The organism is Bacillus sp. Brlt_9 (genome assembly GCF_051948935.1).
Taxonomy (GTDB): Bacteria; Bacillota; Bacilli; order Bacillales; family Bacillaceae_G; genus Bacillus_A.
In genome coordinates, this window is record NZ_JAYJLO010000001.1 from 873,573 (window position 1) to 886,389 (window position 12,817).

Sequence of the window (12,817 nt, forward strand, 5' to 3'; positions counted from 1 at the left end):
TGTACCCCCTTGTTGAATGAATAATATTTTGAAAAGGCTTTCTTACTACATATTATTATATAGTTACAGGTTCAGACATACAATAAATATGTTTTGCTACAAAAACGATTTTCTCTATATGCTATAATGTAAAAACATATAGCTATAAGGAGATGTAGGGAATGATTCCAGTAACAATATTAACTGGTTTTCTTGGATCAGGGAAAACGACATTATTAAATCGTATTTTATCAGAGAATCACGGTCAGAAATTAGCAGTGATTGTAAATGAAATAGGGCAAATTGGTATTGATAATCAACTGATTATGAATGTCGAAGAAGAGATTATGGAGATGACGAATGGATGTTTATGTTGTACTGTACGTGAAGATTTACTCGTCGCTTTAAAACAATTACTGGACGTAAAAGCAGAAGGGAAAATGGGCTTTGATGGATTAGTAATTGAAACGACGGGTCTTGCAAATCCAGGTCCGATTATTCAAACATTCTTTTTAGATCCTGTTATTCAATCCGCATACCAAATTAACGGTGTTGTAACAGTAGTAGATAGTTATCATATACATAAACATTTTGAAAAAGGACTAGAAGCAAAAGAGCAAATTGCGTTTGCTGATGTTGTTTTAGTAAATAAACTAGATTTAATTGAAGAAAGTGAGAAAAAAAATCTCTTACATGAACTGCAAGGAATTAATCCGACTGCAAAGTTAATCGAGGCTACTAACTGTGATGTGGATATTCCATCGTTACTACAAATTCAAACGTTTAAAACGAAAGATACGTTACAAATTTATCCTCATACAGAGCATAATCATTTAGAAGGTGTAAAGTCGTTTGTGTTACGTGAAGAGCGTCCGTTAGATTTACAAAAACTAAATGAGTGGATGTCAGCTGTCGTTCAAGAACTAGGTGAATATTTATATCGCTACAAAGGAATTTTATCGATTGATGGGATAGATAAACGTATCGTTTTCCAAGGTGTGCATACACTGTTCGCTGCATCATACGATAGAGAGTGGCAAGAGGGTGAAGAACGAGTAAGTGAAGTCGTGTTTATCGGAAAAGATATTAATAAAGAATGGTTCCAAGAACATTTCAAGGAGTGTGTGAAATAAGTCTGCTTATATTGCAGGCTTATTTTTTGGACTTAATTAAGTGTTTTATAGAAACATGCTAGATTGCAAAAAACGAAGGATTATAAAAAGCCTGTTTTCACAGGCTTGTATGTTCATCTAATAGTAACTCCATTACAACACCTACAACTGGGCCTTCATCATCAATATCGCCATTTAAACGGAAGCCAAATGATTCATATAATCCCATTGCGAGTTTGTTGTCTGGATGTAAACTTAAATAAATTATGTTACATTCAAATTTATCTTGTAAGAATTGAATAAGCAAGCGAAGGAAACGTTTTGCATATCCTTTTCCTTGATATTGCTCGTCAATCATAAAGCGGTCTAACCATACGCTTTTATGTTTTTCCCAATACCATCCATACATTGCATATCCTACAAGTGTTTCTCCATCATATAAACCTACTGACGTTCCGTTTCCCTCATATAATGATTCTGCTAAAGAAAACGCATTACTTTCAATAAATGGCTGCTGATCTTTTGAAACGTTTAAAGCAGCTACTGAACGCCAATTTTTTTCTGTTACTTCACAAATGTGAAGAGTCATAATTCCAACTCACCTTCTAAATTAATATAGCTAAAAAGCTAATATGGATAATTTTACTTGTTATTTTGGTCAAGTCAAGTAAGAACAAATAAAAAAGAAGCTGCATGACATATGCAGCTTCTTTAAAAAATGATTAATTAGTAGCTTCTTTCAATGTGTTTACGTTTTCTTCCATTAAAGTGAAGTAATCTTTATTGCTCTTCGCATCATCTTCAGAAATAGTAGCAAGGTGATTTAAGCGTAAAATTTTTGTACCCGTTTCTTTTTGAATGACGGATGCTACTTTTGGAGTAGAGAATGTTTCAAATAAAATATATTGTAGATTATGTTCTTTTACTGTTTTTGTAATGTCAGCAAGCTGTTTTTGAGATGGTTCATCAGAAGCTGAAATACCAGCGATAGCAATTTGTTTCAGGCCATAGCGTTGTTCCCAGTATCCATAAGCCGCATGTGAAACTAAAATATCTTTCGTTTTTGCATTCGCAACAGCTGCTTTAAATTGATCATCTAAATCAGTAAATTTCGTTTGAAGTGCTGCGAAGTTTTTTTCAAACTCTTGTTTATGGTCAGGTTGTAATTCTACAAGTGCATTTTTAATTTTTTCTGCCTGTTTCATTGCTAGAGTAGGGTCTAACCAAATGTGTGGGTCTTTATCGTGATGATGTTCATCTTCTTTATGGTCGTCTCCGTGATCATGATGCTCTTCTTCAGTAGAAGTACGTAGTTCAATACCTTTTGATGCATTTACAATTTTAACATTTTCTTTTTGTAATGCTTTTTCCATTTTTTCAGCAAATGGCTCTAATTCAGCCCCGTTATAAACGAATAAATCGGCTTTTGCAACTTTTACTGTTTGTTTTTGACTTGGTTCAAATGTATGGGAATCTGCACCAGGTGGATAAATTGCTTCAACCGTTACATAGTCGCCACCAATTTTTTTTGCGAAATCAGCAAGAGGAAAAATAGTTGTATAAACAGTTAGCTTTCCGTCTTTCTTGGCATTACCTTCTTTTGTATTTGAGCAGCCAGTAAAAATTAAAGTGAAAATAAGTAAGAATGAAAATATAGTCAATCTTTTAGGCATGAAGTTCTCCTCTTTTCTTTTTTACGGATATATTTTCCCCAATTTTAGAAGAAAAATATCATTTTAATACAAAACGGAATAATTACGTTTTAGTTTGCGAACTTAGTATAATACATCTTTTATAAAGTTGCAATAAATAATAATCATTCCGATTTGATTTTGTTATAAAGTTGTCAAATATAGATGTGTTATTTTTGCGAATACATGCATATGTGACAACGCTGTGTTCATATATATGAAAGGAGGGTGTAGAGGGGGATGAGTGTTTGGGTTACTTAATGGAAGCTATTTTATTGATATTAGCGGTAGTATTACCATTAGCCTTAGTCTTAATTTTTTTAAGAAGATTAATAAGTAATTTAGGAGATGCATCAACAGTTACAAAATTACGAGAGAAAGATGAGAAAAAAGAGTGAGTAAAGCACTATGCGTACGCATAGTGCTTTACTTGTGGTAAAATGAGAAAAGGAAACTCCTAAAAGTTGTATTTTACTGAAGGAGAGAAAAGTAAAATAAGAGGTATATGCATATATGAATAAGCGAACAGCGTTAGTACTTGGTGCAAGTGGTTTAGTTGGACAAGAGATAACGCGTCTATTACTTGAATCAGATTACTACGATTCGGTTACTATTTTTGTAAGAGAACCAATGCAATGGCAACATGAGAAGTTACAGCAAAAGCAAGTAGATTATTCGGTATTAGAGGAATATAAAGAGTTTTTCGCTGTAGATGACGTATTTAGTTGTCTAGGAACAACAATCAAAAAAGCAAAAACAAAGGCAAATTTCAAAAAAGTAGATTATGAATATACGTTACGAGCTGCTTGTTTAGCTGAAAAACAAGGGGTGCAAAATTTCCTTGTTGTGTCCTCGATGGGAGCAAATCCGAAATCGTTTTTCTTTTATTCGCAAGTTAAAGGGAAAATGGAAGAGGAATTACAAAAATTAGTGATTGGTGGTATTCACATTTTTAGGCCATCTTTATTAGTAGGAAATCGACAAGAATTTCGTTTTGGTGAACGAATGGCTGAAAAGTTATCTCGTATGATTCCTTTTATATTTAAAGGGGCTTTCAAAAAGTATAAACCAATTTCAGCGAAAGATGTGGCGAAAGGGATGTATATCACTGCATTGCGAGAAGAAACGGGTATCTATTTTTATAACTCAAATAAAATTACAACGATAGAATAACAAGCGAGAAGAATGATATGTACTAGTCCATACTTTTTGAGGGTTTGCAAAAGGAGGATATACGAATGAGTAAAAAAGAAATGTTGCAAAATGGAATTAAGCAAGTTTTTTACGAAGAAGCATGGTATCCACCTATATCAGACGCGTTAAAGGATCTTACCGCTGCACAAGCATGTTGGCAACCAGAAGGAAGGGCTAGTAATACAATTTGGGAAAATGTAAACCATTTACTTACTTTTAAAGAACGCCTACTTGCCCGCTTACACGAAGATGAAACATTTGTTGCACCGCAAAATAATGATGAAACGTTTGTCCAAGGTGGATGTAATGATGAGGATGCTTGGCAACAAACAGTGTTACGAACAATTCAAGTGCATGATGCTTTACAATCTGTATTAATATCCCTTCAAGAAGCAGAACTAGATCGACTTACCCCTTCTCTTCCAATCTGGCAACAATATCAGAACATTCTTTTGCACGATGCTTATCATACAGGACAAATTGTACAAATTCGTAAGCTCCAAGGTTCATGGCCAGCCCATCGTTCCTATTTATAAAGGATACTTAAATTTGTTGGAGTTATAAACGAAACAAACGAATTAAAAACAGTATACTATTATAATAAAAAACAATTTCCTATTTAATTTGAGAAATTGTTTTTTTTTTGTTACTTCAGTTGTGACCCATATTACGGAATGTGGATTGTAACCTTGTCGCATATTTAGAGTGTGATTATGGTTGTTTTGTTCATTAAATTTAATTTTTTATATAACGTCATTTCAATGTAATGCTAAATGTAGTAATGAGAGGGAGGTGAAAAACAAAAAATAGGCGTATCAAGAAAAATGTTGATACACCTTAAAACGATATTATGAAATAATATACGTTGTCTTGTAGTATACTTTTAATTTCTCTATATTTAGTCGTACATAATATTCCCGGTTTTATTTATTCGTATGGAGTTTCCCCGGTGCTCGCTTGTATTGGTACGGTTCTTCTAACTCAAAGCCAAGTTCATTGGCGGCTACTCTTGGGAAGTAAGGATTGCGAAGTAACTCACGTCCGATAAAAATTAAATCTGCTTCGTTATTATTTAAAATTTGTTCTGCTTGTGCCCCGGTCGTAATTAATCCAACAGCACCAGTTGCAATGTTAGCATACTCTTTAATATGTTTAGCGTATTGTACTTGATACCCGGGATATACATCGATGTGTGTCGGTACAACAGCCCCAGAACTACAATCGATTACATCTACCCCTTGTTCTTTCATCCATTTTGTATACTGAACGTAATCTTGAACCGTTAATCCATCAGGATGATAGTCATTTGCTGAAATACGAACGAATAACGGTCCATTCCAAACTTCATTTATTGAGTTAATAATTTCACGTAAGAAACGATAACGATTTTCAGGTGAACCTCCATATTCATCAGCCCGCTTATTAGAAAGTGGAGAAAGAAATTCATTTATAAGATAACCGTGAGCTCCATGTATTTCAATAACGTCAAAGCCCGCTTGTTTTGATCGTATTGCAGCCTGCTGAAAAGCTAATATAGTATTTTTTATTTGCTGTATACTCATTTCTACTGGTATTTTCATTGTTTCATTAAATGGAATTGCGGATGGAGCGAGAGCATCCGTTTCTAATTCTGCTTTTCTTCCGGCGTGAGCGAGTTGAATGGCAGCTTTCGCACCGTTATCATGTATAAAAGTTGTCGTTTTATGTAAGCCTTCAATTAGGCTATCATCCCATATACCTAAGTCTTTGTTAGAAATTCTTCCTTCAGGTAACACGGCTGTCGCTTCAATCATAACTAAACCAACTTGCCCGGCAGCTCTTGTTCCGTAATGAACGAGATGAAAATTTGTTACTTGCCCATCCTCGTTTTCTGATGAATACATGCACATCGGTGACATGACGATACGGTTTTTTAATGTAACGTCTTTAATTGTATAAGGTGAGAAAAGTTCGGAATGCATCCAATAGCCTCCTAGATTGAATTTTCTTACATTGTATCATTCTCGTTTTTGTTTCTCTAATAAAACGCTTATACGAAAAATTTTGTCTATTCGTGTTACAATAATTAATATGAATTAAATTGGAGGCTGACATATGTACCAGGCTTATTATGAAAGTGAATTAGGTTTGCTGGAAATTAAAGCGAACGATAAAGGAATTACGTCAGTTATATTTGTTGATGAGAGACAAGAAGAAATTACAAATGAAATGATAGATCAATGTATAAATGAGCTAGATGAATATTTTAAGGGGAATAGAAAAGAGTTCACAGTCCCGCTGTCTGCCGAGGGAACAACATTTCAAAAAAATGTATGGGATGCGCTCTATACTATTCCGTATGGCGTAAGTGCTTCATATTTAGATATTGCAGAGAAAGTTGGAAATACGAAAGCTGTACGAGCGATAGGAGGAGCGAATAGTCGTAATCCGATTTCAATTATCGTTCCGTGTCATCGAGTAATAGGAAAGAGCGGGAAGCTTGTTGGATATGCAGGTGGTTTATGGAGGAAAGAGTGGTTATTAAAACATGAAGGTATATTGAAATAACATATGGACGGGAAGAGGGATTGTTTTGAGATGTATAAATTGTGGGCAACTTTGCGAGAGAAATCAGTTGAATTGTGAAAGTTGCCAGCGGACTTTGCATACTGAACAAGGTGAGGGGAGCTCACTAATAGACAAGGAATTAGAAGTGTATGTAGGGAGACAATATCCGTATTACAAAAGGAAATGGGAGCTTGAGGAAAAGCGGATTGCTAGGTGGAGCTGGAATGGTTGGGCAGCCATTTTCAATGTAGGCTGGCTTGGGTATCGTAAGTACTATTTACCAGCAGCATTATTTGTATTTTTATTAGTAGCGTGCGATGCGTTTTCTTATTATATGGGTTTCAACGTAGCATTACCAATCATTAATATGGTGCCTCTGACGTTTCTACTACTCGTTTTTATTTTATTTGGAATGGCGATTTTTGCGAATGGATTATATTATCAATTTGCAGAAAGGCGTATATATCGAATAAAAGCACGAGAAATTCAAGATGAATCGGTTGAGAAGTACCTCATTCGTGATAGTGGTGGAACGAGTAAAATGGGAGCAACCATCGTTACGATTTTAGCGGTTGCTAGTATTTTTTTCAGCCATTTCTTTTTCCCAACTGATCGAGATATTATTCAAAAAGTTCGTACAGGCTCGCTTTATGAATATCCATTCTTTTCTATTGGTGAATCGTTTGAAAGTTATTTTAGAAATCCAGGTTGGGTATATTATCGTGGAACGGAAGGATTAGAATTAGTAGAATTCCAAGGAATTAGTCCTGATATGCCAAGGAAAAAGGTGAAGATTCAATTTATTGTTGATTATAAATTGGGTGAGATTGAGCCGTACTCAATTACGATTAACGGCGAATCTAAAAATGAGGAAGAATTTTTGAAGATAATGGACGAAATATTTAAAGTTCAAAATCCATTTGATATAGACGATGGATTACAAGTAAAAGAAATAGAAAAAGAAGCGGATGGAAAGACTCTCTATCCGCTTCTTTTTTTAATGTACGAAAATAATATTTGAAATAATCTGAATCTTTTGTATAATAATATATATTATACTGGCTTTCATTTATACATATAGATTGGGGGAAGGAAGAATGAAGAGAAAGGTAACAACGATTGCTGCAGTAGCATTATCAACTAGTGTATTAGTTGCAGGGTGCGGAAATGGGGAGAAGGCATCTACAACGAAGAAAGAAGCAGGTAAGGGGACAGCAGATAAGCAAGTATTAAACTTACTAGAAGCAGCAGAAATTCCTTCAATGGATACATCAAAATCGACAGACTCTGTATCATTCCGTGCCTTTGTCAATGCAATGGAAGGGTTATATCGTTTAGATAAGGATAATAAACCAACTCCAGGTATGGCAAAAGATGTGAAGATTAGTGAAGATAAAACGACATATACATTTGAATTACGAGACGCAAAGTGGTCTAATGGCGATTCGGTTCGAGCGCAAGATTTTGTATTTGCATGGCAACGTGCATTAGATAAAGCAACAGCAGCTGAGTATGCATTTATTTTATTTGATGTGAAAAATGCACAGAAAGTAAATAAGGGAGAATTACCGTTAGATCAATTAGGAGTAAAAGCAAAGGATGATAAAACGTTAGTAGTAGAATTAGAACAACCAGCACCATATTTCCTTGAGCTTACTTCATTCCCAACGTTTTTCCCTTTAAATGAAAAGTATGTGAAAGAACAAGGAGATAAATATGCATTAGAAGCAGATAAACTATTATACAATGGACCATTTACAATGAGTGAATGGAAACATGAACGAAGTTATCAGTTAAAGAAAAACCCTAATTATTGGGATAAAGATACTGTGAAGTTAGAAGAAATTAATGTAAATATTGTGAAGGAAACGAGCACGGGAGTGAATTTATATGATAGTGATCAAGCAGACCGTGTTATTTTAAGTTCTGAATTTGTTGATAAATATAAAAAGAATAAGCCAGATGAATTTAAAACGAAGTTAGATCCACGTATGTATTTCTTACGTTTTAACCAGAAAAATGCAACGTTTAAAAACCAAAAAGTTCGTGAAGCGATTGATCTGGCATACGATAAAAAAGGAATCGCCAATGTTATTTTAAATGACGGATCATTACCAGCATATTTCTTAGTGCCTGAGAAATTTACGACAGGTCCAGATGGGAAAGATTTCCGTTCTGTAAATAAAAATTTCCGTGACAGTAAAGACAATGCAGCAAAAGCAAAAAAATTATGGGAAGAAGCAAAGAAAGAACTTGGCCAAGATACAATTACAGTAGAATTTTTAAATGATGATAATGGTAGCCGTAAAAAAGTGGGCGACTTTATTAAAGAGGAGTTAGAGAAAAACTTACCTGGTATTAAAGTGAATTTGAAACAACAACCATATAAGCAGAAGCTAGAGTTGGAAAAGAAATTTGAATATGAATTCTCATTATCTGCATGGAGTCCGGATTATCCAGATCCAATGACTTATATTGATATGTTCGTTACTGGAAGTTCATTTAATGAAATGGATTATTCTAATCCGAAGTATGATGATTTAGTAGCGAAATCAAAAGGAGAGCTATTAAAAGATGATAAAGCACGTTGGAATGCACTTGCAGAAGCTGAAAAAATCTTAATTGGTGAAGATGCTGCCATTTCTCCTGCGTACCAACAAAGTACGGCATATTTAGAGAAACCATATGTAAAAGGTATTGCAAATCATACGTTTGGTGGGGACTTCAGCTATAAATGGGCATATATTACAAAGAAATAGTATAATAAAAGATGAGTGAATTTTCGCTCATCTTTTCGTTTGTTTAAGGAGGAGCTAATTTTGTTAAAAGGAATTAATCATCTTTGTTTTTCAGTGTCTAATTTAGAAAACTCTATTACATTTTACGAAAAAGTGTTAGAAGGAGAATTATTAGTTAAAGGGAGAAAACTCGCATATTTCAATATATGTGGGGTATGGGTAGCACTTAATGAAGAAACACATATTCCGAGAAATGAGATTCATCAATCTTATACGCATATTGCGTTTTCAGTTGAACAGAAAGACTTTGAACGTCTACTGCAGCGATTAGAAGAAAACGATGTTCATATTTTACAAGGAAGAGAACGGGATGTAAGGGATTGTGAGTCTATCTATTTTGTTGACCCTGATGGCCATAAGTTTGAATTTCATTCAGGGACATTGCAAGACCGACTTAATTACTATAGGGAAGATAAATCTCATATGACATTTTACTAAGGGAGGGAAGACGTTGCATGCGCTAGTAATTGGCGGGACAGGAATGCTCAAGAGAGTTTCAATGTGGCTTTGTGAGCAAGAGTTACATGTTTCTATTATTGGAAGAGATGAAGTGAAATTAGAAAATGTTAAGCGAGAAAGCGCTATACCAGAAAGTATTACATGTCTAGCGTTAGATTATCATAATGAAGACGATGTAAAGTTAGCAATTAAGAGCACAATTGAGCGGAATGGCCCAATAACATTAGTTATCGCATGGATACATTCCAGTGCGAAGGGTACGTTATCATTCATTTGTAGAGAATTAGACTTATCGTCTGAAACATACAATGTTTTTCATATTTTAGGTAGTAAAGCTTCGCGTATGCCCGCACAAAAAATAGGAGGTACGCGGTGTAACTACCATAGAATAATATTAGGTTTTATATTAGACGGTACATACGGCAGATGGCTTACTCATGAAGAAATATCGGGTGGGGTAATAAAAGGAATTGAGAGTAAATGTGATGAATGGATTGTAGGGCGAGTAGAGCCGTGGGAATTGCGGCCAACATGGTAAGGGGGAATGAGAAATGAAAACAACTGTATATGTAACAAGGCATGGTGAGACGGAATGGAATGTAGAGAAACGAATGCAAGGGCGGAAAAATTCATCTTTAACTGAAAACGGTATGTTACAAGCTAAGCGATTAGGGGATCGAATGAAAGATTTATCTATCGATGCCATCTATTGTAGTCCGAGTGAAAGAACTGTTCATACTGCAGAGTTAATAAAGGGCGAACGTGATATACCGATAATCGCGGACGAGCATTTCTATGAAATTAACATGGGCATATGGGAAGGACAGACAGTAGCTGATATAGAAAGGCAATATCCAAACGAAATACAATTATTTTGGTATGAGCCACATCTTTTTCAGTCAACATCAGGAGAAAATTTTGAGTCTGTTTATAAAAGGGTAATTGAGGGGATACAGATTCTTTTAGAAAAGCATAAAGGAGAAAGTATATTAATTGTTTCTCATGCGGCAGCGGCAAAGCTACTTGTAGGGTATTTTGCGGGTATTGAAATAGAAAATGTGTGGAATGATCCATTTATGCATAGTGCTAGTCTTAGTATAATAGAATTTGAAGAAGGAAAATGTGAAGTGAAGCAATTTGCAGATATAAGTCATTTTCAATAAACGAAAAAAAGGCCGCAAAACGGCCTTTTTTTATAGGCATAAAAACTAGCAATTACGTTTTTTATACCAGAAGTGATCGAATTTCTTGTTTTTGCAAGATGGGAATTTATGTCCGCCTTTGCAATCATTCCATTTGTGTCCATCATCGTGACAGTCTTTACCATGATCCCATGAATCATCACAAGAGCCGCCGTGTCCGTGAGGGAAGAATTCGCATTTTTTACAGTAACATCGTTTTGTCCAGTAAAATTTCTTTTCAAAGCGCACACATTTTGTAACGAACGTACAATGCTTTCTGCGAGTACGTTTTGTTACTAAAACGCATTCTTTTCTACGTGTTACTTTCGTAACGAATGTCCATTTTTGAACGCGAACACGAGTACATTTCGTAACAAATGTCCACTTTTTAACGTGAGTACATTTTGTAACGAACGTACAATGTTTTACACGAGTACATCTCGTTCTTGGACATTTACAATCATCGCTACACTCAATTTTTGAAGAGCAATCTTCATCACATTCAAATGTACTTGGGTCTTGGTGTAAGAAATCCTCCATCCCCGCACTTTTGATTTCTTCAACCGCTTTTCTAATATCACGTTTCATAGAAATCCTCCTTATCATGTATTAAGTTGAAAAGGTATTCTTTTTCCTTAACATGATATGAGATATGACGTCTTTCTGAACAGGACAAGAGTGTAATTTTATATAAATAGATGATAGCGGATGTATGGACAAGGCAAGGTGCATACATTGAATGAAGAGAACTGAGAAGGGATGAGAAAATATGCTGCCTTCATATGATTTTTTTATTCATCCAATGTACTTAGTGGAATTGAAAAAAGACATTTGGTCAGATAGTCCAGTGCCAGCAAAATTAACTTATGGAAAAAAGAAGTATGACATTGATATCGTATATCGGGGTGCTCATATTCGTGAATTTGAGAAAAAGTCTTATCATGTTATGTTTTATAAACCGAAAAAATTTCAAGGTGCGAAAGAGTTTCATTTAAATTCGGAGTTTATGGATCCGTCTCTCATACGAAATAAATTATCTTTAGACTTTTTTCACGATATTGGTGTGCTTTCGCCAAAATCACAACATGTATTTATAAAAATTAATGGTCAAATTCAAGGTGTATATTTACAGTTAGAATCAGTTGATGAAAACTTTTTGAAAAATAGAGGATTACCAAGTGGTTCTATTTATTATGCAATAGATGATGATGCGAATTTTTCTTTAATGAGTGAGAGAGATAAAGATGTTAAGACCGAGCTCTTTGCGGGGTATGAATTTAAATATTCGAATGAAAATAGTAAAGAACAACTGAGTGAATTTGTATTTCAAGCGAATGCTTTGTCGAGGGAAGCTTATGAAAAAGAAATTGGAAAGTTTCTACATGTCGATAAATATTTAAGGTGGTTAGCTGGAGTTATTTTTACACAAAACTTTGATGGTTTCGTTCATAACTATGCACTATATCATAACGATGAAACAAATTTATTTGAAGTGATACCGTGGGATTATGATGCGACTTGGGGGCGAGATGTACAAGGGAGACCACTTAATCATGAATATATTCGTATTCAAGGTTATAACACATTAAGTGCAAGATTGTTAGATATACCTGTATTTAGAAAACAATACCGAAGTATTTTGGAAGAAATATTAGAAGAACAATTTACCGTTTCATTTATGATGCCGAAAGTAGAAGGTTTGTGTGAATCGATTCGTCCATATTTACTACAAGATCCATATATGAAAGAAAAATTAGAAATATTTAATCAAGAAGCTGATATGATTGAGGAATATATAAATAAAAGAAGAAAATATATACAAGATCATTTACATGAATTGGATTAATTTTGAAAGA

The 12,817-nt window shown here is 34.6% G+C and carries 15 protein-coding genes; 11 read left to right on the top strand and 4 right to left on the bottom strand.

Annotated elements, in window-relative coordinates:
- Positions 1-161: 161 nt before the first annotated feature.
- A complete protein-coding gene (locus VF726_RS04455; RefSeq protein ID WP_440166167.1) occupies positions 162-1,112 on the top strand; it encodes a CobW family GTP-binding protein in 951 nt (316 codons plus the stop codon).
- Positions 1,113-1,209: 97 nt separating this feature from the next.
- Here the strand turns inward: VF726_RS04455 and VF726_RS04460 are convergent, their stop codons facing one another.
- Positions 1,210-1,680, bottom strand: coding sequence for a GNAT family N-acetyltransferase (locus VF726_RS04460; protein ID WP_440166169.1), 471 nt, complete (start codon positions 1,678-1,680; stop codon positions 1,210-1,212).
- Between the two features lie 133 nt (positions 1,681-1,813).
- Positions 1,814-2,764, bottom strand: coding sequence for a metal ABC transporter substrate-binding protein (locus tag VF726_RS04465; protein WP_440166171.1), 951 nt, complete (start codon positions 2,762-2,764; stop codon positions 1,814-1,816).
- Between the two features lie 266 nt (positions 2,765-3,030).
- Between VF726_RS04465 and VF726_RS04470 the strand changes: the two genes are divergently transcribed.
- The 3 genes from VF726_RS04470 to VF726_RS04480 all read left to right on the top strand — a co-directional run bounded on the left by VF726_RS04470 (position 3,031) and on the right by VF726_RS04480 (position 4,512).
- Positions 3,031-3,180 (top strand): hypothetical protein, encoded by a 150-nt coding sequence (locus VF726_RS04470; RefSeq protein WP_000540925.1) that lies wholly within the window; start codon positions 3,031-3,033, stop codon positions 3,178-3,180.
- Between the two features lie 115 nt (positions 3,181-3,295).
- A complete protein-coding gene (locus VF726_RS04475) occupies positions 3,296-3,955 on the top strand; it encodes an oxidoreductase (protein ID WP_440166173.1) in 660 nt (219 codons plus the stop codon).
- Positions 3,956-4,020: 65 nt separating this feature from the next.
- Positions 4,021-4,512 carry a DinB family protein gene (locus tag VF726_RS04480; protein WP_073518600.1) on the top strand — a complete coding sequence of 164 codons (492 nt, stop codon included), beginning with the start codon at positions 4,021-4,023 and terminating at the stop codon, positions 4,510-4,512.
- Positions 4,513-4,899: 387 nt separating this feature from the next.
- Here the strand turns inward: VF726_RS04480 and namA are convergent, their stop codons facing one another.
- Entirely contained in the window at positions 4,900-5,937 is a 1,038-nt protein-coding gene (gene namA / locus VF726_RS04485; RefSeq protein ID WP_440166176.1) for an NADPH dehydrogenase NamA, read from the bottom strand.
- 133 nt (positions 5,938-6,070) lie between these two features.
- On the opposite strand from namA, the gene VF726_RS04490 reads away from it, so the two are divergent.
- The 6 genes from VF726_RS04490 to VF726_RS04515 all read left to right on the top strand — a co-directional run bounded on the left by VF726_RS04490 (position 6,071) and on the right by VF726_RS04515 (position 10,943).
- On the top strand, positions 6,071-6,523 hold the full coding sequence (locus VF726_RS04490; RefSeq protein WP_440166178.1) for a methylated-DNA--[protein]-cysteine S-methyltransferase: 453 nt from the start codon (positions 6,071-6,073) through the stop codon (positions 6,521-6,523).
- Between the two features lie 25 nt (positions 6,524-6,548).
- Positions 6,549-7,544 carry a DUF2628 domain-containing protein gene (locus tag VF726_RS04495; RefSeq protein ID WP_440166179.1) on the top strand — a complete coding sequence of 332 codons (996 nt, stop codon included), beginning with the start codon at positions 6,549-6,551 and terminating at the stop codon, positions 7,542-7,544.
- A gap of 76 nt (positions 7,545-7,620) precedes the next feature.
- A complete protein-coding gene (locus VF726_RS04500; protein ID WP_440166184.1) occupies positions 7,621-9,282 on the top strand; it encodes an ABC transporter substrate-binding protein in 1,662 nt (553 codons plus the stop codon).
- Between the two features lie 60 nt (positions 9,283-9,342).
- The gene (gene fosB / locus VF726_RS04505; RefSeq protein ID WP_440166186.1) at positions 9,343-9,759 is read left to right on the top strand and encodes a FosBx1 family fosfomycin resistance bacillithiol transferase; all 417 of its coding nucleotides are present in this window, start codon (positions 9,343-9,345) and stop codon (positions 9,757-9,759) included.
- 13 nt (positions 9,760-9,772) lie between these two features.
- A complete protein-coding gene (locus VF726_RS04510; protein WP_440166188.1) occupies positions 9,773-10,318 on the top strand; it encodes a short-chain dehydrogenase in 546 nt (181 codons plus the stop codon).
- A 13-nt stretch (positions 10,319-10,331) separates the two neighbouring features.
- On the top strand, positions 10,332-10,943 hold the full coding sequence (locus tag VF726_RS04515) for a phosphoserine phosphatase 1 (protein ID WP_440166190.1): 612 nt from the start codon (positions 10,332-10,334) through the stop codon (positions 10,941-10,943).
- A gap of 45 nt (positions 10,944-10,988) precedes the next feature.
- On the opposite strand, the gene exsB is transcribed toward VF726_RS04515, so the two are convergent.
- Positions 10,989-11,549 carry an exosporium protein ExsB gene (gene exsB, locus VF726_RS04520; protein WP_076537042.1) on the bottom strand — a complete coding sequence of 187 codons (561 nt, stop codon included), beginning with the start codon at positions 11,547-11,549 and terminating at the stop codon, positions 10,989-10,991.
- Between the two features lie 181 nt (positions 11,550-11,730).
- Between exsB and cotH the strand changes: the two genes are divergently transcribed.
- On the top strand, positions 11,731-12,807 hold the full coding sequence (cotH, locus tag VF726_RS04525) for a spore coat protein CotH (protein ID WP_440166192.1): 1,077 nt from the start codon (positions 11,731-11,733) through the stop codon (positions 12,805-12,807).
- The last annotated feature ends 10 nt before the right edge of the window (positions 12,808-12,817 follow it).